Annotated in this window: 16 protein-coding genes, 1 tRNA gene and 1 pseudogene; 17 read left to right on the top strand and 1 reads right to left on the bottom strand. The window is 47.3% G+C overall.

Translation table 11 applies throughout. From position 1 onward, the window contains the following. The first annotated feature begins 37 nt into the window (after positions 1 to 37). The 12 genes and pseudogenes from pheS to G367_RS0111795 all read left to right on the top strand — a co-directional run bounded on the left by pheS (position 38) and on the right by G367_RS0111795 (position 15889). Positions 38 to 1051: a phenylalanine--tRNA ligase subunit alpha gene (gene pheS / locus G367_RS0111860; RefSeq protein WP_020413349.1), complete on the top strand. Its 1014-nt coding sequence runs from the start codon at positions 38 to 40 to the stop codon at positions 1049 to 1051. A gap of 129 nt (positions 1052 to 1180) precedes the next feature. Next, positions 1181 to 3556 (top strand): phenylalanine--tRNA ligase subunit beta, encoded by a 2376-nt coding sequence (gene pheT, locus G367_RS0111855; protein ID WP_020413348.1) that lies wholly within the window; start codon positions 1181 to 1183, stop codon positions 3554 to 3556. A 128-nt stretch (positions 3557 to 3684) separates the two neighbouring features. Then, a complete protein-coding gene (gene ihfA / locus G367_RS0111850; RefSeq protein WP_020413347.1) occupies positions 3685 to 3990 on the top strand; it encodes an integration host factor subunit alpha in 306 nt (101 codons plus the stop codon). After that, positions 3971 to 4339, top strand: a complete 369-nt coding sequence (locus G367_RS0111845) for a MerR family transcriptional regulator (protein ID WP_020413346.1) — start codon at positions 3971 to 3973, stop codon at positions 4337 to 4339. The genes ihfA and G367_RS0111845 overlap by 20 nt, the downstream gene beginning before the upstream one ends. 112 nt (positions 4340 to 4451) lie before the next feature. After that, positions 4452 to 4528, top strand: a tRNA-Pro gene (locus G367_RS0111840). 773 nt (positions 4529 to 5301) lie between these two features. Further along, a complete protein-coding gene (locus G367_RS0111830) occupies positions 5302 to 5637 on the top strand; it encodes a hypothetical protein (RefSeq protein ID WP_020413344.1) in 336 nt (111 codons plus the stop codon). A gap of 779 nt (positions 5638 to 6416) precedes the next feature. Beyond that, on the top strand, positions 6417 to 6746 hold the full coding sequence (locus G367_RS0111825) for a hypothetical protein (RefSeq protein WP_157533487.1): 330 nt from the start codon (positions 6417 to 6419) through the stop codon (positions 6744 to 6746). Positions 6747 to 7252: 506 nt separating this feature from the next. Next, on the top strand, positions 7253 to 7588 hold the full coding sequence (locus tag G367_RS0111815; RefSeq protein WP_020413341.1) for a hypothetical protein: 336 nt from the start codon (positions 7253 to 7255) through the stop codon (positions 7586 to 7588). A 256-nt stretch (positions 7589 to 7844) separates the two neighbouring features. Continuing rightward, positions 7845 to 8177 carry a hypothetical protein gene (locus G367_RS0111810; protein ID WP_020413340.1) on the top strand — a complete coding sequence of 111 codons (333 nt, stop codon included), beginning with the start codon at positions 7845 to 7847 and terminating at the stop codon, positions 8175 to 8177. A gap of 169 nt (positions 8178 to 8346) precedes the next feature. Beyond that, positions 8347 to 8586: pseudogene (locus tag G367_RS26800) on the top strand (hypothetical protein); the annotation flags it as partial. 329 nt (positions 8587 to 8915) lie between these two features. After that, positions 8916 to 15536 (top strand): RHS repeat-associated core domain-containing protein, encoded by a 6621-nt coding sequence (locus tag G367_RS0111800; RefSeq protein WP_020413338.1) that lies wholly within the window; start codon positions 8916 to 8918, stop codon positions 15534 to 15536. A gap of 2 nt (positions 15537 to 15538) precedes the next feature. Continuing rightward, positions 15539 to 15889, top strand: a complete 351-nt coding sequence (locus G367_RS0111795) for a DUF6984 family protein (RefSeq protein ID WP_020413337.1) — start codon at positions 15539 to 15541, stop codon at positions 15887 to 15889. Positions 15890 to 16012: 123 nt separating this feature from the next. On the opposite strand, the gene G367_RS26160 is transcribed toward G367_RS0111795, so the two are convergent. Continuing rightward, positions 16013 to 16336 (bottom strand): helix-turn-helix domain-containing protein, encoded by a 324-nt coding sequence (locus tag G367_RS26160; protein ID WP_157533486.1) that lies wholly within the window; start codon positions 16334 to 16336, stop codon positions 16013 to 16015. A 209-nt stretch (positions 16337 to 16545) separates the two neighbouring features. Between G367_RS26160 and G367_RS23740 the strand changes: the two genes are divergently transcribed. The 5 genes from G367_RS23740 to G367_RS0111750 all read left to right on the top strand — a co-directional run bounded on the left by G367_RS23740 (position 16546) and on the right by G367_RS0111750 (position 21737). Next, the gene (locus tag G367_RS23740) at positions 16546 to 17442 is read left to right on the top strand and encodes a hypothetical protein (RefSeq protein WP_020413335.1); all 897 of its coding nucleotides are present in this window, start codon (positions 16546 to 16548) and stop codon (positions 17440 to 17442) included. Between the two features lie 1517 nt (positions 17443 to 18959). After that, complete coding sequence (gene csrA, locus G367_RS0111770) at positions 18960 to 19139, top strand: carbon storage regulator CsrA (protein ID WP_020413333.1); 180 nt, start codon at positions 18960 to 18962, stop codon at positions 19137 to 19139. Between the two features lie 1179 nt (positions 19140 to 20318). Continuing rightward, a complete protein-coding gene (locus tag G367_RS25145) occupies positions 20319 to 20738 on the top strand; it encodes a lysozyme inhibitor LprI family protein (RefSeq protein ID WP_020413331.1) in 420 nt (139 codons plus the stop codon). A gap of 74 nt (positions 20739 to 20812) precedes the next feature. Then, a complete protein-coding gene (locus G367_RS0111755; protein ID WP_020413330.1) occupies positions 20813 to 21205 on the top strand; it encodes a DUF5958 family protein in 393 nt (130 codons plus the stop codon). Between the two features lie 67 nt (positions 21206 to 21272). Beyond that, positions 21273 to 21737: a DUF4262 domain-containing protein gene (locus G367_RS0111750; RefSeq protein WP_020413329.1), complete on the top strand. Its 465-nt coding sequence runs from the start codon at positions 21273 to 21275 to the stop codon at positions 21735 to 21737. Positions 21738 to 22820 lie beyond the last annotated feature (1083 nt).

The raw sequence follows: 22820 nt of genomic DNA, 5'->3' as shown, positions 1-22820 counted from the left end.
AAATTAATCGAAGTTGGATTCAAACGGGAACAGTTCGATGCAAGATTTGCAGTCCCTCACCGAGCAGGCAATGGAGCTGGTGGAGAAGGCCGACGGCCTCGCCGCACTGGATCAGGTGCGTGTTGATTACCTGGGCAAAAAGGGCCAGCTGACGGCACTGCTGAAAGGCCTGGGTAAGCTGTCTGCTGAGGAGCGCCCGGCGGCGGGTGCCAAGATCAACGAAGCCAAGCAGCAGGTTCAGGAAAAAATTAACGCGCGGCGCAATAGGCTGGAACAAGAGGCCATCAATGCCAAGCTGGCGGAAGAGACCATAGATGTCACCCTGCCGGGGCGCGGTGAAGAGCAGGGCAATGCTCACCCGATTACCCGCACCTTAAAGCGCGTAGAAGAATTCTTTGCCGGTATCGGATTTTCTGTTGAGAATGGCCCGGAAGTCGAACAGGACTACTACAACTTCGAAGCCCTGAATATTCCCGCGCACCACCCAGCGCGCGCGATGCACGACACTTTTTATGTGGACCCCACCACCGTACTGAGAACCCACACCTCCTCAGTGCAGATCCGCACCATGGAGAAAAAGTCTCCACCGCTGCGTATTATCTGCCCGGGCCGCGTATACCGCTGTGATTCCGATGTCACCCACTCGCCCATGTTCCACCAGGTGGAAGGCCTGGTAATCGGTGAGAATATCAGCTTCGCCCACCTGAAAGGCACCATCGACCAGTTCCTGCGCGCCTTCTTCGAAGCGGAAGTACCGGTGCGTTTCCGCCCGTCTTACTTCCCGTTCACCGAGCCTTCTGCAGAAGCGGATATCCAATGTACCGCCTGTGGTGGTGAAGGTTGCCGCGTGTGTTCCGGCACTGGCTGGCTGGAAATTCTCGGCTGCGGCATGGTGCACCCGAACGTCTTTGCCGCCTGCGATATCGACAGTGAAAAATACTCCGGCTTTGCCTTCGGTATTGGTATCGAGCGCCTCGCCATGCTGCGCTACGGCGTTAACGACCTGCGCTTGTTCTTCGATAACGATCTGCGCTTCTTGAAACAGTTCTAAGCCAAGTGAGAGCGCGAATGGCTCAGGCTGTTCGCAGTAGCAATCGAATTGTGGAGGCCTGAGCGGCGAAAAGGCCCCAGGCAAAATGCGCACAGAGCTGCGCTGACGGAATACAGAAAGAGATCAACTATGAAAATCAGCAACTCCTGGTTGCGGGAATGGGTAAACCCGGAACTCACCACGCAGGAACTGGCCGATCAAATCACCATGGCCGGCCTGGAAGTGGATGGCATAGAAAAAGTAGCGGGTGATTTTTCCGGAGTGGTTGTGGGTGAGATTGTCGCCTGTGAACAACACCCCGATGCAGACAAACTGCGCGTGTGTAAAGTAGCCGGTCACCCTGAAGGTGAAATGCAAGTGGTGTGCGGTGCTCCCAACGCGCGTGTGGGTATCAAAATTCCTTTTGCCCTGGTAGGCGCCAAGCTGCCGGGCGATTTTAAAATCAAGAAAGCCAAGCTGCGCGGTGTAGAGAGCTTTGGCATGCTCTGTGCGCAAACCGAACTGGAGCTGGGAGAAGACAACGACGGTATCTGGGAACTGCCAGAAGATGCTCCCACCGGTACCGACCTGCGTGAATACCTGCAGCTGGACGACGAGACCATCGAAGTGGATCTCACCCCGAACCGTTCCGACTGTCTCGGTGTTGCCGGTATTGCCCGCGAAGTGGGTGTGCTGAACCGCTGCGCCGTTCAGGGCCCTGAAATTGCCCCGGTACCCCAGCAGATTGAAGAAAGCCTGCCAGTGTCCCTGCTGGCGGAACCTGCCTGCCCACGCTACGTAGGCCGGATAATTCGCAATATCGATATCAAAGCCCAGACGCCCCTGTGGATGCAGGAGCGCTTGCGCCGCAGCGGCCTGCGCAGCATCGACCCGGTAGTGGATGTCACCAACTACGTCCTGCTGGAACTCGGCCAACCCATGCACGCCTTTGACCTGGAGAAACTCTCCGGCGGTATCAAAGTGCGTATGGCTGAGCACGGTGAAGAACTGACTCTGCTGGACGGCCAGGAAGTAAAACTGCAGGAAGGCACCCTGGTTATTGCCGACGAGGAAAAGCCTTTGGCCATGGCCGGTATTATGGGTGGCTTGGATTCCTCTGTTACCGAAGGTACCCAGCATATCTTCCTGGAGAGCGCCTTCTTCAATCCGCTGGCGATTGCCGGCAAGGCCCGCTCCTACGGCCTGCACACTGATTCCTCCCATCGCTTCGAGCGCGGCGTGGACTACCACCTGCAAGAGAAAGCGGTTGAGCGCGCCACCCAGCTGCTGCTGGATATCGTCGGCGGTGAGCCCGGCCCAGTACATCTGCGCGAGCTGACTGAAACCATGCCCGCCGAGCGCCATATCACCCTGCGCCGCGCGCGGGTAGAGCAGGGCCTGGGTATTCAGCTGGCCGATGACGAAATCGTTGATATCCTCACCCGTCTGGGACTGGAAAAGATCGATCAGAATGATGAAGGCTGGACCTTCCTCGCACCCAGCTTCCGTTTCGATATCGCCATCGAAGCAGATCTGCTGGAAGAGCTGGCCCGTGTGTACGGCTACAACCGTATCCCCAGCGAAAGCTTTACCGCTGAACTGGAAATTGCCCCGCGCCCAGAGAGCATGGTTGCCCAGGACAACCTCGAGCAAACCCTGCTGAGCCGCGGCTACTACGAAGCGATCACCTTCAGCTTTATCGATAGCGACAACGCCGCCCTGTTTGATCCGGAAGCCGACCCGGTGGCCCTGCAAAATCCGATCAGCGCCGAACTGGCAGTTATGCGTACCACCTTGCTGCCAGGCCTCTGTAAAGCGCTGCAATATAACCTCAACCGCCAACAGAATCGTGTGCGCCTGTTTGAAACCGGCCTGCGTTTTGTACCTGGCGCCGAGCTGCACCAGGAGCAGATGATTGCAGGCCTGGCTTATGGCAACCGTTACGCAGAGAACTGGACGGGCAGTAAAGACAGTGTGGATTTCTACGATGTGAAAGCTGATGTGGAAGCCCTGCTGGCACGTACTGGCGCCGCCAATGAGTTCCGCTTTGTTGCCGGCCAGCACCCCGCGCTGCACCCAGGCCAAACCGCCAAGATCATGCGTGGCGACCGCGAAGTAGGGGTTATTGGCGCTCTGCACCCTCAGCTGCAGAAGAAGCTGGATCTGTCCAAGCCCGCCTTCGTATTTGAGTTGAGCCTGGAAGCGATCGGAGAGGGTAAAGTGCCTGCATTCCGCCCGCTATCCAAGTTCCCGGAAGTGCGCCGCGACCTCGCTTTATTGATCGATGCCGATGTTCCTGCCGCCAGTTTGGTGGAGACCGCCGTCGAAGTAGCCGGCGAAACCTTGACCGACCTCAAAATATTTGATGTCTACCAGGGCAAAGGCATTGATTTAAATAGAAAAAGTGTCGCTTTGGGGTTGACCTTTCAGCATTCGTCGCGCACCCTTAATGACGACGAAATCAATGCCGCTATAGATGCGGTGGTCGGAAAACTAGAAGAAAAATATAACGCTAGTCTGCGCTAGCAGGGCATGATGCTCTCGGGTGCAGGCTGAATTGCACCCCGAGAGCGTCTGCTACCGGGTTGAAGCCGCCGCGGTTTGGGCCGCTTCCGATCTGGAGTCGACGCCTCTGAATCAATTGGTAGGATCCAATGACAGAGGCACTGACCAAGGCCGGGCTCGCCGAGAAACTGTACGAAGAGCTGGGCTTTAACAAGCGCGAAGCGAAAGAGATCGTCGAGTACTTCTTCGAGGAAATCCGCAATGCGCTGGAAAATAACGAGCAGGTCAAGCTCTCGGGCTTTGGCAATTTCGACCTGCGTGACAAAAGCCAGCGGCCAGGCCGTAACCCGAAAACCGGCGAAGAAATTCCCATCTCAGCCCGCAGGGTAGTTACCTTCAAACCAGGGCAAAAACTCAAGGCACGAGTAGAAGAATATGCTGGAACCGAGCAATAACGCTCAGCTGCCTGCAATTCCTGGAAAGCGCTATTTCACCATTGGAGAGGTGAGTGAATTATGCGCCGTTAAACCCCATGTCCTGCGTTACTGGGAACAGGAATTCCCGCAGCTGAAGCCTGTAAAGCGCCGTGGTAATCGCCGTTATTACCAACATCAGGATGTCATCATGATCCGCCAGATTCGTGCGCTCCTGTACGAAGAGGGCTATACCATTGGAGGGGCCCGCCTGCAGATAGAGACCGGCAGCGAGCGGGCGGAGGTGGTACAACTACAGCAGGTACTGCCAGAAGTGATTGCAGAACTCAAAGATGTGGTGGCCCTGCTGGAAGGGGAAAATAATTTCTAAAATCACTAATCCGGGCTTGCAATCCACTGCTAGTCCGGTATGATTCACGCCACATCGGAACACGATGTCTTTAAAAATCAATCACTTAGCGAAGTGAGTGATTTTTAAAAATCGGAGCGTAGCGCAGCCTGGTAGCGCACCACACTGGGGGTGTGGTGGTCGTCGGTTCAAATCCGGCCGCTCCGACCATATGTATCGTTGCATAGCAACGGCCAAGAAACCCGCTTTTTAGCGGGTTTTCTTTAATTCCTCATGTGGCTTTCTGCCTATTTCGCGATTGAGCGTACAAAAACCCTCAATTACTTCTGCAATGGTAGTTTCGGGTCGATGTTGATGCGCACTTCGATGTATTCCTGCTCATGCCCACCGATATAAAATTTTCAGATATTTCTGCATCTGTAGGTGCATATTACTGAAATTGTTTTTGGGCTGAGGATGGGTTATTTAAGCGGCTATAAAACCAGGGGTGTGTTTCCATTGCCTCGGCACATCGCTCTGAGCAACGAAAGGTCCATTGTGAGTTGCAGTCCATGCCCCCGTTACTATCCATATTGTATGAGCCAGAAATATTGTAGGGCCACTTATTGGGGGTATTAATTTAGAGGTTGTGTCGTTGGTATTCAGTGGGTTAAGAGTCAGTCTTGGTGCTACATCTTGCATTTGGAAGATGGTGAGGTTGTCTGTGCGGCTATCTATGTGGCTATCTATGTGGCTATCTATGTGGCTATGGCGATCCTGAGTGGCTGAATACGGCTGTCGAGAATCATGGTTTGCATGGTTAGTAAAAAGGTGACAATAGCATACTGGTCCTATGGGGAGATATATAGGCTTGCCCGTATTAAGCGATAAAGTAACTGGAAATTTTCCTGCAAAAAAGTATTAATTTCTGATTTTGAAAGGATTTTTTTAATCATGGTGGGCTATTATAGCTGGAGTATTAATTAGGAGAGATACACTCAGTTATGAAAGCTAAATACCAGGCGGTTTTATTTGTTTTACTTACTTTGCAGGCTTCAATTGCAGGGGCTACCGTTCTTGCAGATGTAAAAATTAATAAGCTGTATGCATATGATGACTATTCAAATGCCTCGGCATTTCTAGCCCTAAGTAATAATCTTCCGGAGTGTACTAAAGGGGCTTATATCCCCCCGAAAAGTGAAAAAATTCCCCACTTTGATTCCTTATACTCTACCATGTTGAGTGCCTTCATGGCGGGAAAGACAGTTACATTCCAGCTGTATATTGATAGGATAATTTCAGGTCGCTGTGAAATTGATGCGATTATCGTAGAGGCATAACTGCCAACCGAAGGGAGTGTGTCCCCCAGCCTCTTGCGCTATCCCCGGAATAGTGGCGGGGCGCCCTGTACTTGTTTGAGGCAGCTCAATTATTAAAACACCAAAATTCCACCCTAAGAACTCTGTGGCTAAATGGGAAGCGTGCTGCCCCATTGCTTTTGGTGACAGGTTACATGGGTAACCTCTTCAGCTCGCCATAAAAATACTAGCTCATTAGTTTATGGGGCTTCCCAAAAAGGTCGATAGCAGCGAGAATGCTGGCCCATAAAAAGTACTGCTCGTTTTACCTTACATCAAAAGGGTTTGGCTTTTGGTGAAAGCTAAAGAGAGGACAAAGTAATATATAGGCTTCTTTTGGGGCATGGCTCTAAATTTAACTGCTTCTTAGTGGGGGAGAAATGACGAGATATTTTTTGAGTGTTATTGCGTTATTCTGTATGTCAAGTGGAGTATTTAGTGCAGAGGTAGCAAAGTCCGATATCACATATATCGCTCCGTGGACTCCATTTGTTGATGTCCAGATGGGCGCGACAGCTATAGATCCTGAGAGTTGTGGTAATAGTAATTCATACCGTATAGATCTCGTAGATGATTCAGGCAGTCAAAATTGTCAACCCTATTGGCAGCATTTATGGCCGGTAAGCAGGTAAGTCTTAGTATTAATGGTTGCGTAGGAGATCCCCCAAAAATCAGTGCAGTGCGACTGTATGAATAAGAATAATCGAGCGCTAATACCTAGTTTTCGGTTAGCAAGATTTAATAACACCAATGGAATAATTATGAATAAGTTCTTTTCTATATTACTTTTATTAATTTTTAGTTCTAGCGCATTTGCAGATCGCGCATGGTACCGTGGTACGATTAATAGAATATGGACACTTGGTTCAGACGGTAGTTTTATTATTACCGTTAAAGAAGACTCCGTCCTTAGTGATTGTAAGTGGAAATATGCCTATTTTACTCTAACCGAGCAAACTCCCGAGAAGCTGAGAAATTCCCTGTCGTTAGCGTTATCTGCGTTCCATGCAGGTACAACCGTTGGTCTTGAAATAGATAAGGATTTACATGGTGATCTGTGTCAAGCCTACAGTATTGACCTTATTAAATAGTTTGAAGCGGGTGTTCAATGATATCTCGTTTGGGGCGGCACTTAGACACCGTTTTGGGTGTTGCAAAACTGCTGATTAATTCTATGTCTCTGTTTCGGGAGCGGCGCGGAAGTTGATCTGCTGATAATTTTAAGATTTATCAATTAGAAAGTTAATGAGAAGTAGTGTCGTGAAATATGTTCTGTTTATTGTAGTAGTTCTTTTAGCTACGCCGTCGTATGCAGTTGAGGATTTGGGAATAGCCTGTGGGGAAATAAAGAGTCTACGAACATGGGTAGAGGGTAGTGATACTTATGGGGTTTGGGTTGACTATAAGTCAAACCCTGTTAATTGCGAAGCTGGGTTCTATATTCCTAACAGTTCCAATAATAAGAGCTTAGTATTTTCAATGGCGCTAGCTGCTAAAGCTTCAAACCAAAAAATGTGTATTCAAGTCGGAAATCTTTCAAATAACATAGGTAATAGGTGCATTATTAACTATATGATGCTCGAATAAGGGGGGTGAAATGAAAAAAATATTTTATATGCTTGTAATGACTTCCATCGCCAATTTGGCGAATGCAGATTGCTCTGGCACCTCATGTGTTGGTGTGTATGTTGATAGGCTCTATGTGACTAGTCATGGGATTGTACATGTGGGAACCAATGGTGACGAAAAATTATTAGATTGTGATGCGGAATCAGGAGTTTACGCCACATTGGACTTGAATAATTATACAGGTGCTGATGCCATATTCTCCACTTTACTGTCTGCGCAAATGGCGGATAAAAAGGTGCAAATCAGAATAACTGAAGGTTCAGCAGGGTGTTCTGTTCAATATGTAACTTTGGATAGACAGTAATTAAATTCGATGCGGCTATGGCGATTCCTCGTGGGTAATTCTGGCTGTGGTTTGGGCGTATTGCCGGAGTGAAGGCCCGAATTATAGAGCCAAGGTTGACATCCACGGAAAGATTCCCTCTAACTTATTGATTTAAATATGGGTAAAATGTGTTCAAGAGCGGGGGAAGCTGCCATTGGGGCCTGCAAAGCAGGTTGGGCCACGGTGCCGACTCAGCTCGGCCTTTTTAGCACGACTTACTAAGCTAAGAGATTACATGAAACTATTTGCTTTTATTCTTGGCCTATTAATTACGCAGGCAGTCACGGCAGAATTCCATACCGGTGAAATAACCGGGCTTATACCCTATCAAAATGGAACTAAAGAAGTACTCATAATACAGATGGAGGGTAATCCGTCGGGTGGTTGCAATACCACAGCTCGTTTCGCAATGGATAGCGATAAAGTTTGGTTTAAAACCGCACAGTCGGTGCTGCTGGCAGCACTCCATGCCCAGTCTCAGATTAAAGTTAATTACACCGCGTCATGTAATAGCCAGTCAAATGCATGGGATATTCAATATCTCTGCGCAGGAAAAATAAGCTGCTAACCAGGCTAAGTAGGTTCACCCAGCTGATGGCTGGGCTGGACGGCGTACGCTATTGGCAACGTTATCGCCTACTCTTCCATAACTGATATATGCTCTCAATAGTCTTCTGCACATGCAGTTCTCCCTAGGCAGCAGTCATCAGGTATATAGATAAAACGGGATGCGTGATTATTCCTGGATGCGCGGGTTGAGCGAAAATACCAGCGGGCTGCTGAGGCGTTTCTTCCCGAAAGGGATGGGAATTGGCGGGCTACCGAAAAACTGAATTGGCGATGCGGTGTTTCGTATTAATGCCCGCCCAAGAAAAATGTTAAATTATTGGAACTCACTGGAATTTCTGATGGGTAAGCGTGTGTCGCTTATGTTTGCAATCTGCAGAAACTGGTGTTGGCTGAAGCTAAATTTTTAGGTTTGGTGCCTATTTCAATATAAAAATTTTATAAGCTCCAATTTTGGGGCATTCTTAGGCGTGACGAGCAATTTTATCGGCTATATTTTTATCTGTTCACGACAGCTTGCAGTAAAAATGTGATTTTGAAATGGCTTTTAGATAGCCCCTTGGTTTTACACCTTACACCGAGTATTTCGTTGACCTGAAGTCAAAAATCAGGAAAATGCGCAGCGCTGTTAATAATATTCAAATACTCGGTGGTGGTTGTGTTTCCAGGCCTACGCGTTCTTGCACCTCTCTTCCTTTTGCTTTTTTCCTCCTTAAGTTTCGCTAACAATTTCGGAGGCATGGTTTCCACCGCGACAGGTCCATTTACTGTTAAATGGACTGTTAGTGAGTCAGGGTTAGACGGCTGGAGGGTCAATAAAGTAAGTGGCCCCAGCGGCAGTTTTTTTAGTCGAAGTGGCAAAACAGCAGGGAGCTACTCAGAAACTTTCTACCCCACTGAGGATGGTGTCTATACATTTGAGCTCACTGTAGATCGGATCTGCTGTGCAGGGAAGGATATCGCCTCCTACACGCTTGACGCTCATTCAGTGTCAGTGAGACTGGCAAAACCGGGGAAACCTGCTGCTCCGACCTCTGTAACCAATAGTCAAACCGGAGCATTTACGGTTTCTTGGTCCTCTCCCTCAGGTGCAGCTAGCCAGCGTTATGAACTGGTGCATCAATTAAATGATGGCAGCTGGTCATCTCCGATAAGTGTTTCGGGCCGCTCCTATAGCGTGAGCGGACTATCTACAGGTGAGTGGGACTTTAAAGTGCGTGCCTGCAATAGTGCGGGCTGTGGGAGTTACTCCAATGAGAAACGAGTCAATGTAGCCATTCCGCCCTCTACGCCAAGTGCTATTTCTGTATATGGTGGGGAGGAAGAGCGACAGCAGATAGTTTTGCCCCTGCTAGAACCGATACCGATGGTACTGATTATCCCACCTAACAACTCGGAGTCGGAGGGGGCTGTCACTGTAAAGTGGAGTGAGGCTGATTCTGGAGAAAGGGCTACCGGGTATGAAATCGAGCAATGTAAAGATAATTGCTCGGCAGAATCAGATTGGACCCGTGTTTATTCAGCCGTAGGCGTTGGCCCGATCAGCCTGCCTCTGGAGGGGGGCACACCATTAGCGAGCGGTACTTACCAATATCGTATACGAGCCTACGTTACCGTTGGTAGTTATACCACCTATAGCGACTGGATTACCTCCTCGTCAGTCACGGTAGTTCGAAAGCCAGATACGGTGCTCAATTTTACTCAACCGAGCCATGGCACACAAAGTGAAAGCTTTACAGTAGCCTGGTCGTCTGTCTCTGGTGCTTTTAATCCCGTTACTCGCTATGAACTCAAATGTAGCATCAATAATGGTGGATACACTTATTCCAACTGTGGCAGCTCAAACTTAGGCACTAGTACGTCTATGCAAGTCACATTGAATCAGGGAGATTCAGGGGTATACCGGTTTATTGCCAGGGCTTGTAACAGTGATGGTTGCAGTGGGTGGACGCCTTCGGCTAATACCAAGGTTGTAATGGTGAATGTCCCTCTAGAAGCACCGAATGCGCCCAAGTTTATCTCCACTCCTGAAGATAGTGAGTTTGGTGATTACGATATAAGCTGGAGTGAGCCGGATCTTACTTGGACCTCATTTGAGTTGCAGCGCGAGCGGCGGAACGATCCGGACCCAATCTGTGGCGATAGCTGTTGGAAGGTTGTTTCGGGAAATTTGGCGGGAACGACCTATGAGGCTCGCGGTGATCTAGAAGATAAGTATCGCTACAGGGTCCGTGCCTGTAATGGTCCAGAGTGCTCCGATTGGGCCACCAGTGACTGGATTGATGTTCACAACCTGGAAGGTATTGAGCCTGCGGTAAGCTTGGCCTTAGCTGATACTCCGGGAACCATGCAGTATAGCGCTGAGGTTAGTTCGCAAGGCGATGCAGTGATCTCAATACCTATCGAAGTTGCTCCTGGAGTTAATAATCTAGTTCCTAACCTGGGTATTCGTTATTCAGGTGCCCGTTATCGCGAAAGAAATAACGAGATGCTGCCAGAAGATATTCTGGGTTATGGCTGGAGATTGAGCGGTCTACAGGAGATTCGCCGCTGTGTGAAGAATCGTCCCAATACAGATCGTATTATGCTGGACGATACCGATTCGCTGTGTTTGAACGGTCAGCCATTGGTGCTCGTATCCGGCAGCTACTGGGAACCCGGTTCAACGTATCGAAAGTTGAAGGATGACTTCAGCCTTGTTGAGTTAAAGGAGACCGATGAGCAGCCATGGTTCCTTGTACACAAGCCCAATGGTGAGGTCCGTGAATTCGGTAATACAGAGGATAGTCAAGTTCGTGCGGGGCAGAACCCTAGCTTTGCCTGGAGTATCAGCAAGACCACCGACGTCTTTGGCAACAGCATAGCCTATCGCTACCACCTGGATACGGTTGAGGGCATTAACTACCCACTGGAAATTACCTACGGTAATGAAGGCGATGCGCGTATCGAGTTTGCCTATGGCACTCGCAGTGACGCACCGCCTCAACCATTGTCCCCCGGTGAAATTGAGCAGGAGCAACTTGTCTTGCTCCATCATATTAATGTTTATCTCGACAGCCAGTTGTTGCGAGAGTATCGCCTAATTACTGAGCCTGAGCCCGAACCTACCGGCGAAGATACCGAGCACTACCGTCGCCTGCAGCAAGTTCAGCAGTGTGGTTACGATGAGCACGGCACTAGCTACAAGTGCCTAAACCCTCTTGTGTTCGGTTGGGATGAAGTTGACAGCAATAGTGAGCTGGATCTCGATATTGGAGTCTCTAAAATTATTGACGGCTTAGGAAAAGCCACCAAGTTCTATCACACCACTGTTCGTGATGTTGCAGTAAAGTCCTCAGAGGGTGGTGACGGTATTTTTCTTGAAAGGCCTTTTGGGGAAGGGGTGCTGCCAGCAAATACAGAAAACCTCGAAGCGGATAATGGCGATTATCGAACGGTGGTCGGTGAGGTACACAAGTCCAATGGCATGGCCAATGGCTGGCATGTGACTAAATACTATTATCAGGGGGTTGGCCTGGTAAGCACGCAGAACTGGGGCTTCCTCGGCTTCTACGCACAAAAGATCCATGATGAAGAATCGGGTATTGTCACTTATTTACAGTTCCGTCAGGACTTCCCACATTTCGGTAAAGTGGCGAGAAAACTCCAATTCCAGGGAGCCTATGGTTCCCATACCCAGCAATTGGCCGATCAGCGCTACCAATATACGGCACTGGAACTGTCCACGGGTTTAGATAAGAGCTACTACCCCTTCCTTGAGAAGAGCGCTGAAGCCCTTTTTGAAAGAGATCAAATCGTTGGTTACCGCTCGATAGAAAATAGTGTCGAGAAGAACACCTTTGGGGCTTTCGGAGAGCTTCTGGAGAGTCAAACTACCCTGGAGGTGACTGCAAAATCACTCACTGAGTCGAGTGGCCAGGCCAGTTGGGGGGAAATTGCTAGCTTCTCCTTGAACGGCATCGACAGAAGTCGAGAGATTTTTACCAGCTTTGAAAACCGAGTTAGCAATGATCAATGGCTGGTGGGGTTTGTCGCTGCTCAGGAGTTGAGTGAGTACGATGGGGATACCACAGGGACACCCGACCGCACAGAGACGGTTATCTCGTTGCCCTACCAATCTACAAATCGAGTCGCAACTCGAGTGCGCTTCCCGGATGATACAGAACTGAGGCTGAGTACGGATTTCAATTATGACGAATCTGGCAATTTGGTTAGCGAGACCACCAGCGGATCTAATATTGAGACAAGAACAACCTTTGCGACTGACTTTGTTGATCGACGATACCCGGCAACGCTGACCAATGCGCTGAACCAGTCCTTGACCCTGAGCTATGACCACCGTTTTGGCGCTGTTTCTAAAATAATAGTAGATAGCGATGGTCTTACCACCAGTACTCAATACGATGAATTTGGTCGTGAGCTTAATAAAACCAATACCGATGATATTGCCTTTACAACCAAATACACTCAATGCTTTGCAGGCACTTGTCCTGTCTCTGGTGGAATACTTGCGGCCTATAAGGTAACTAAGGATTCCTCGATTACACCACAGGTGGACCTTTACTATGATTTACTGGGGCGCTTGGTTCAGCAGGACCAAGAGGCTTTCGATGGCCAGCGCATAGCTCACCGCGAATTCAACTACGACCTGCAAGGTCGCTTGTACCTGGAAACTGAACCTTACTACCCAGGGGAAAGCAAACCGCTGACAATTTATGACTACGATATAAAAGATCGTATTAGTAAGGTCGTCCGTCCAGATGGAAGTGAAATCCGCACTAACTACTATCCCGACCTGGCGCAAAGGTACATCCGTATCGAGGCAGAGGAAGATATTTTAGACAGTAATGGCAGTCTGCTTGTGACGCAGATTAAACATCACTTCTACAATATTTCTGGTAGCCAGGTGAAAGTGGTCGAGGCAGTGGGAACGGATAAAGAGGTTGCCACCGAGTACGACTACTATGGTAGTGGCTTATTGAAATCTGTACTGGTTAATAGTGACTCCACCACCCGCTCCACGTTCTTTTACGACAATGCAGGTAATAATGTACAGACCGTTGACCCTGCTTTTGGTACGGTCACGACGCACTACACTGCACTGGGGCAGGTTAGAGAACAGACAAACAACAAGGGGCAAACCCTAAGTTATCTGTACGATAAGCTTGGTCGTATGCTTGAGCAGGTCGATGCCAATGGCGTGTCTACTTGGACCTATGATGCCCCGAACGCCACTGGCAATATCGCCAGCCGAAGCTATAGCCAGAATGGTTTAACCCTGTTCGCTGAAGGTTATGTTTATAATGCGGCCGGCAAGCTAGAGGAACTGAACACTGATCTGCAGGCCGGTGGATTGCAGCGCAGTTATCAGCATAAATATAGCTATGACCACTCAGGGCGCCTGGAGAAGTTGACTTATCCCTCTGGTGCGCAGGCCCACCACTTTTACACGAGCCAGGGCTTCCTATCGGAAATTACCGATGGGCAAAACGCTCTCAAAACCTTCAAGGACCGAGACGCCTCAGGAAAACTACTGGAGTTTGCTTTTGGTAACGATCTAACGACTTCCAGAAGTTACGATGCGAAGAGTGGCCTTCTCACCTCCATTAATACTGGCGGTGGCTCTATTCAAAATAATATCTATAAGTGGCGCTCCAACGGCACTCTGGAAAGCCGTACGTCCGTAAGCGGGAGCAATACCAAGGTAGAGCATTTCTTTTATGACGCGCTCAACCGGCTGGAGTCAGCCGAGACGCTGCTTGGCGGTAGTCATCAGCGCACATTGAGCACACTGTATGATTCCCTTGGGAATATTGTCAGTAAATCGGCCACTGGTGCTGCTAACAATCAGGTGACTGGCTACCAGTATGAGCAGAGTAACAATGCCGGTCCAAATGCGGTAACTCAGGCCACCATTAATGACGTCGTCAATTACTTAAATTACGATGAGAATGGTTCAGTAACCCACTATGATGCTGCTGTGGGTGATGACAAGTGGATCACCTGGAATGCGCGTCACCAGGCCGAAGAGATAACTGTAGGCAGCGCTCAAAACACAGCGACTCCCGTTGCCAGAGATCGCTTCCAATATGGCCCCAATGGGCAACGCTACTACCGTGAGTCCAGCTGGTGGGATGAGTCGCAGCAGAAGCTGATGACTGAAAAAGCCTTTATTGTCGGTGACTATGAGGACCTACTGCCGGCCAACGACCCTGACTATCAGCAGATCGAAAAGGTGCGCATTGGTGGGGATGTTTTACAGGTAACGGCTACGGACCACCTTGGTATCAAGGTCGAGGTCTTCGAGTTCTTGCACCGTGATCACCTGGGCTCCATTGAGAAAGTCACCGATGAAGCAGGGGCTGTTATCCTGGATACGGCGTTTGACCCCTACGGTAGCCGTAAGAAAGGCGACTGGAGTGGTGTTCTAAGCAAGGCTGAGATTGAGGAGCTGGTGAACTCACAGGGGCTCACCACCAAAAGAGGCTTTACCGGGCATGAGCACCTGGATAGAACCGGCCTGATCCATATGAATGGTCGGATCTACGATCCAACCCTGGGTAGGTTCTTAAGCCCTGATCCCTTTGTGCAGTTCCCATCGAGCTCGCAGAGCTGGAATAGATATTCCTATGTCAGGAATAATCCACTGAGTGTGTTTGATCCCTCTGGTTATTTAGAGCGCAATAAGAAAAAGTCTCTTGTGTCGTCGGAGAGACCAGTAGAGGATGGACCAACTGTAATTGGTGACCCTCTGCCATCAGGTGCATTAGGTGGTGGCAAGATTTATTCTGTAGGCACTGGAGGTTTTCCTGGAAGTGGGGGGATCTTGAGAGATACCGGTGGCGGTGGCTCTCAAAATTCAGAGGAAGAGGAGGAGGAAGAAGAGGATAAGCCCGAAGAGGTAAATAAAACGGCCAGCTGTGAAGATTATAAAAGAGCAGGCATGTCATGTGGTGGCCAAAAGAAGCCAGGATATTTTGATAAATCACTGACAATGATTCGCTCCTCTCTAAATTGGAGAGAGGTGAAGCGCCAGTTTTGGCGAACAATAGAAGCATTTCCTGGCGCGGGAACTGTGTCGGGTACAGCAAAACTTGGGGCAGTTTTGGCTGTTGCCAAAGTAGCTCCCAAGACATCGTTTAAAACAAGTCATTATGCACCTCGCTTGGAGGCTGCGGGCTTAAATGTTGCACACGTTGAGTCAATAATTGCGAAACAAGTTGCCTCCATGACAGCACATCTAACGCCTAAAGCTCCATTTGCCGGAAGAACAACCATCGATGGTGTGTTGGTAGAGTATAGAGCTATGACGCTACCAAATGGCTCTGTAAATGTTGGAACTATCTTTCCTGTAAAATAAATATGAATTTTTTACTTACTGACAATGAAAAGAATTTAATATTGGAGATCTCTAGTCTGCTTAATCAAAAAGATGGAGACCAATTGCGTGCTGATTTAAAAAATGCTCGTGTGGAATCCCGGGCTTCTGATGGGTCTAGAGTTTGCTTCGACATAATTGGTTATGAGAGACCTCAATATAGAGGTCAGCATCCATATGAGGTTGAAGGTAAGCTGACTGATGAAGATGGGGGAGATTTATCTGTTTTGCTTTATGCCGATGAGAATGATCGACTTTTAGAGTTGGAAATTATCCGCTGGGATGGAAACGATTTAGTGAACCCAAATTGGAGTTCACTGAGCCTGTATAAATAATAATTGGCTTATCGTGAGATAGATTGCTAGCTTGTTGGCACTAAGCTTTATAGCTTATAAGCAAAACCACCAAAGCCCCGGCAGAGCGATCTGCCGGGGCTTTGTCGTATCTGGCGGAGTGTGTCAGTGACTAGCCTGCTGAATCACAGTCTCCAACATTTCGCTAACAAACTTCTGTTTGGCTTTGGGTAGTAGGGTCACTTGTTCGACCTGCCGCAGCAGCTTGGGCACCGGCCCACGCTTGGCGGGTTTATCCTCCATGCCCACCAGCTCATCCACACTGATTCCAAACAGTTGCGCCAGCTTCGGCAGCATAGAAGCAGACACCTTGCGTCGCCCGCGGCCTCGAAGGACTGCATGTTTCTTGAGGCGGTACTCATAGGCAGCTGACTTGCAAAATCTTGGATAGAGGGCGACCTCTGTCGCTAAATGACAAATATCCGCCAATCCCAATCTTGGAGGGTCAGGAGCTGATAGTTGAGGGGGGGGGTTAAGGTGTCAATTAGGTATCATCGTACCGCTTAATGCGGGACTGTATGCACGTACAGATTCGTCATTATTTTCGACGCTGCTTGCATAGGCGGCTATTTCAACTATAAAATCGTTTAAAACCAATAGGTTAGGTTTTTGTACCAGTACTTCTGGGGGTGTGGTGGTTGCCGGTTCAAATCCGGCGGCTCCGACCATATATATCGTTATACGGCAACGGCCAAAAAACCCGCTTTTTAGCGGTTTTTTTTGGGGCTGGAATTAAAGTTGGTTTGCCGGAGTGGGAGGCTAGCCAGTTAAAGAGACGGTTTAGAAATTTGGCTTATGGAAAAATAGAGGTGTCGTGGAAAAGGCAAATGCTTTGGGAGGCAGTGGGTTATGTTGCTGAGGCTGGTACGAAATTACGAATAATATTTATTGTTGCTTTTTTGTGTTTACTCTGGGGGCAGTTGGGTTGCTCTTCAGAATCCGCAAAGCTTATTAGTATGTGTAAGGAAGCTCAGAATTTTAATGCAAATCTGGTTGATAGCGTAGATTGGCTAAATCAAGAAGGGACTTTTGAGAGTTACTCGAAATTAGACGCTGTAAACTACAAGGCTTTAGATATCCCTGTTTTTGACACTCAGCTGGACTCAAAGAGTGAAATGGATCTTGGGAATTTTAATGGGGTTAAATTCAATTTTAAAAAAAGTATTACAGAGATAATGCTTATTCCGTATGAAAATGAGCATTATCTAACAATTTCCGACCTTATCTCTAACGTGTCTGAAGAGGAAGGTATTAAATATCGAAAGTTTGTAGAAAATAGAACGTTCAAAGATCAGCTCAATATATATTTATCGGAATTACAATATGTTGAAGGGTGCAAATCTTCCTTATCTGATGTGTGGTCTAAGTTATATGTAGAAGAAATTTTAAAGACTGTATTGCTAAATACAATTGATAAAAAAGAGATACAGGTCTTTAAGGGTGGAATAATATATAGGCATGATGGAGCGTTGGGTTTTATTTCGCTAACGCCTGATAAGAAATTTATCTTAAAAGCTTATACTTATTACAAGTGACTGCGTAAAGGTGGGTTTTGAGTGCGATGTTTAGCGTCATGTTTGGCGTTAAATTTTGTCAATAAGATTCTATTTTTTAGTTTTCCTTGAGGGGGTATTTGTCCTGGTTTCGTTAGAGAGTTTTTGATTTTTGACTTGATCAAACTGCTACTGGCGATCAAGTTATTAAAGAAGGAAAATTTATCTGTTCTATGAAGACCTGCTATGCCATAGGGGGTCTTTATTTTTTGGGTTGGTTTAGATAGGAATATCAATTGCGTTACATGAAGTTTCTGTGGAATGACTACTTGTAAGGACTGGATATAAGGTAAAAGGCATGCGCAGGTCTCAGTCAGAGTTTTCTGATTCATGAGCTTTAGGGTCATTTTTTAAAGTTAATTATAGTTAGAGGGAGTTTATTTCGCTCCTGGACACCCAAAGATTAGAGAGGGGTATCAGTTACGCTTCAAGTATCGTTTCTGGTGGTTCTTTTTATCTGATTTAGATGTAAGGGAGGTGAAATGTTGGGAATTTGTGTTCAGGCTTTGGGTAACGAAATTTTGGATAAAAACGGCAATCGTACTAATGAGAACTTGGAGCAGGGCTAGATTAGCAAGGAGTGGCTGAGAGGAAGCGCTGGCAATCGCCAATGCTGTATACCCAATGTTTATTGAACTGTCTACAAGCTTGTTGCAGGGCCCTTACTGATTCCACCAATCCTTTAAGGCGACTTTCAAAATTCCGGTTGAGAAATTGCCACTTATTGGGTGAGATACTGAGCCGCTCTAGGATAGGGTTCATGCTTTCGGTAATACAATATCATTTTCTGGGGTCTAAAACCGGCAACTCCAGCCCACCTGCTCGAAATAGTGATCTAGCTAAAAAGGTAGCCCTTTCGGTATATTCAAACGCTAACCGCCGATAAACGGAATTAGATCTTTAATCTTTTCGGAAAAGCACGCAGGAAATTCCAACATAAATTGAAGTTGCAATTGTTGACTGAAGTTTCCCCGGGCTGAAATATAAAAAATATAGGCGCGAAAATAATCTTATTGGATTTTATTCTGTTTGTTTCAGTGTCAAAGCTGCGTAAAATCGATAGATATTTTTGGTATTTTGACCGTAACTGAGTGAGCCGATTAAAAAGGCTTCAGAGGTTTGAACGGTTTGAAAGCCTAGAAAGAACCGAGAATTTTCTAAAAGACCCATCCCCTCAAAGGAGAACGGTAGCGTGACACAAGAGTAAGTAAAAGGCGCTGACCCAAGGTGCTAGGAACACCCGGGGCCAGCTAACCAAATTGATATCACAGTTATCAAAATGGCTATATGCATAGTACGCTAGAAACCCGCTCGTCTTCAATAAAGTCGAGTACATTCAGCAGTTTGGGGCCTGTTCCCAAGCTCTGGAAGCCTAGCGCCCGCCTTTTCCTCTTCTCTGCCTACCGCCCCCGCGCACCACCCCACATTTCCTCCAAACGTTAAAACCCAGATTCCCCACCCCGGAAGCGCCCAAACTTTGACCATCGAAGGAAATAAGTATGTTGATTTTAAAGAGGCGGACAGGTGAAAACTTAAGGATTGGAGCGAATGTCTCAGTCACAGTGCTGGAGGTTAAAGGTAATCAAGTGAAGATAGGCATAAGCGCACCCAAGTCGCTGCCGATCCATCGTGAAGAAATTTATATGCGTATCAAAAGGGAGCGGAAAATGAAGGCCTGAACATGCCAAAAGGGTGGGGCAACTCTGGGCACATAATAATTAAAAAACGGGATTCCAAGCAGAATCATTGCGCCTATGTTCGTCAGGCGTATACGCACTCTGGTTCGAATGCCTCTTAAGTGCCAAAGGTGGTTAGGTAGCGAATTCTGAGTAGCCAAACAGGTGTCTTGGAGGTGTTTAACAAGCAGCCCCTCTTAGCCGACTGGAGGAGAGGGTAAGCAAGCCTTGCCAGCGCCATAAGGCGTGTGCTTAATGCTTGGCTTGCTATACACAGATCCTCCACATGAATGTTGCCGAGCCCACCAGCTGCTTAAAGCGGCTTTCAGGATTGCGCTGAATATAGAGCTTACGTTCTGCCAAGATACCTAGCCTTTCGATGATGGAGGAATATTTCCATCAATGCCCTCTAGCTCTAGTGAGCCAAGTCAGCGAACAATCCAGCTGCCAACAACGGAAGTTCCACTTTTGACGGAATCTGTATTTTGGTTTTCCCGCTCCTCGCAGCTCATCCTTTCCTGGATGGAGTCTAAAGCGGCTCGCCTATCCTGCAAAGTACCCCTCCACACCTCTAGCCTTCAACCCCTCACGCTTTTTTGAAGCTGTGTAACCAGAACCTCCCCAGGCTCGTTACCGCCACTTATAAAGATGGCAGCAGAGAACCTATTGACACCGTATGACAAAAATTGGGAAGTCAGTAAGTTTGAGGAAGAAAGGCGAGTGAAAGTGCAGCGTATCGACCTGTGTTTATAAGGTAGTGAAGTTGAGCCATACAGCTTTCGGCGGGGCTTCATCTGGCGATGTGGAGCATACCGTGCGCAAGCGGCTGCTAGGTGAGGGGCTGTTTGGAGGGCTCAAGTGGATGACTAGCCCAAGCTACAGATCATCGGTATTGAGCATGTAAGAACGGTCGATATTGATTGAAAAATGAACAGCTATGTGTTTTATAACAAAGATCAGCAGCAGCTTCTCATATTTATTGGTAAAAACCAGTAACTCATTGACATTCAAAGGGTTCCCAAATAGATATAAAGCAGCGAAAATGCTGAGATATAAAGACGCTGCTTTATATCTATGAGATTTTTCTTATGCGCGAAGAGAGAAGGGCTTAAAAATATAGAGTAGGGTGATATAAAGAAGCTTCTTTTGAAATAACTGTTAGGAAATCAGGGATGTTAAAAAGTGAAGAAGTATCTAAGAGCGCTTTTGTTAGTGATTCCATTGCATATACCAGAAGTTTACGGGGGAGATGAATCGGAGAAACTGCTATTAGAAAGTTCTAAGTGTGGACAATTTACAAGTTATTCTGCAATAGAGTACTGCTATACAGAGCTCTATGGTAAGAGCGATAAGTCTCTTAACAAAGAGTATTCAGAGGTAATTCAGTACTTAAATGGAATAGAAGATAAGGTACATAAAAATAGACTCGTAAATGCGCAAAGAACATGGATTAAGTTTAGAGATTTGGATTGCGAGTTTTACAGTGACAAGCAACCTATTCGATTGAATAAATGCCTCTCAGAACGGACAATCCAGCGACTAAAAGAGATAGAGATTTTTAATACCAATTATGCTATGGGCTGCAATGGCTGCCCGTGGTGATACTCCTAACAAACGCATGCATTTGACCTCCGCTGCGCTGCAGCAAATGACGCGGGCGTTATAGCTAGTCGAGCATGGAACGATACGAAGTCACAATAAATAGGATCGCTCAAGGTGAAATTCCTATAGAGGAAGGAATAGAGTGGTTTAAAGCTCTCCCAGAAGAGGAGCAGCACAAAGCTCTTCGGGGTATGAACTTATGCATCCACCAATCTCATCCTCGAGAGCTTGAGATTGAAGAAGGTATCAAGTTGTCTGGTTTAAAGGAGACCTACACGCCCTGTGTAATAATGCGTAAGAACACTTTCAATAGCGCACGGGCAAAGGTTTTAGCTTTACCTAGCCATGAATGGCTTAAGGCCTTTAGGCTTTGGCTCGCAATATTTACTATCGCAGACAGTCGTAGAAGATCTACGGATTGTCAGGCTGGTTGCGATCATTGGTGGCACAACCTTGAAATGCTCTAACAAGGTAAGGCTTGGGACGGCCATAAATAGCCGCCCCAGCTTGCAGAGTGAGGGCACTTTACAGCGCATGAATAAAGCAGAAGAAAAAATTGTAAAAAACATCGAAGAATACGGATGTCACGTTACCTCTGTCTTTGACCCTAAAGAAGAAGACCCAAGCTTTACCTATAGTATTGGCATTAGCCAATGTACTGACGCTCCAGAGGTTATTATCTTAGGGCTCAGGAGCGAACTCAGCTCTTGGATAGTAAATGAATACAACCGAAGGGTTACTGCTGGTGAAAAGTTCGAAGAGGGTAAATTTTACGAAGGATTCCTTGATGGCTTCGAAGTCACCTTTGAGGCTGTCGCTACAAAGTATAGAGAAGAATTTATGTTGTCTTGTAATTGGCTCTATAAAGGTAGTTCCTACAGCGCACTTCAACTAATCTATCCAGCTGTAGATGGCATATGGCCATGGGATAACGACGCTAGCGATAGTTTTAAGGCTATTCAACCAAGCTTTCAGGAGCCTGCCAAGTGGGCGCCCTAACAAAGCCATCAACCCGACGTCCACTGCGTCGTTAAGAGGCAAAGTTGAGACTGATTAAATATAGTGTAACCTGGTACTTAATCAGAGCATTTGGCTGGTATTTTGCTGGTGTTGCTATTAGCCTTGTCCAGCACTCAGAAAACCATTTTGAAAGTATGGCCTTATTTTTGAGCCCCATAGTAGTGCCATTCACTTTGTACGATTGTTTAGGTCGTTCACAAAGTAAGTTGGAGGGAAGCGTAGTTGTTATGGGGGTATCTTATACGCTCATTTTTATATTGTTATTTTTGTTGTGGCATCGCAATAAAAATGCCCCTTAACCAGGCCAAGCAGGACTGCCCAGCTGACTGCTGGGCTGGACGGCCTACGCTTTACTTCGGCCACCCCTATTGGCAACGTTATAAATCTTGGAGAGTTTTGTGCTTGGAAAGCTGAATGCAATAGCTACATATATAGCTTGGTTGTTTCTAGGAGGTATGATTGCATCCTTTGTTCTTGGCTACTTCGGCGTTAGTTATGAGATGCCCGTCTACCAAATGATCTTTGGCGGTTTCTTCTTGTTTACAATCATTCATTTTGTATTGGCGTTTTGGGTGCGTTGCCCGAATTGCAACAAGTGTTTAACCATTAAAGGTATGCATGGGATTCATCCTGCTTCTATACATAAAAGCTGGTCGTCCGTTGTATTCCACTGTTTTTCAGGTAGGGTAGGTTGCATACATTGTGGTACTACAGTTTCTACAAATGATTTATAACAAGCCGCGGCAATCGCTCCCTTCGGTCTCTGGGACAGCCAAAACACTGCACTTACTTGTCAGCCCCTATGCGGGGCGTTACTGGGCAATATGAATAAATTCAGCACTATGGCTGTCGCCTCTATTTCAGGACTGATTGGATTGCTTGTCGGCTAAGTAGAATTTTTTATAAATCGGAACGTGTATGGTGGAGGTATGTCGGGTTACAAAGCTCTCTTGCTTCCGGGAAATGTATCACTAATTTATATATGGCATCCCATTTTTACGGAAGAAATCGATTTTTGGACAAAACTTGCACTCCAGTCGCTCGGCCAATTTGATATTGTTG

It is taken from the genome of Microbulbifer variabilis ATCC 700307 (genome assembly GCF_000380565.1).
In the GTDB taxonomy this organism is placed as follows: Bacteria; Pseudomonadota; Gammaproteobacteria; order Pseudomonadales; family Cellvibrionaceae; genus Microbulbifer; species Microbulbifer variabilis.
The sequence above is the reverse complement of the archived record's forward strand: the minus strand, read 5'-3'. Positions and strand labels throughout refer to the sequence as shown.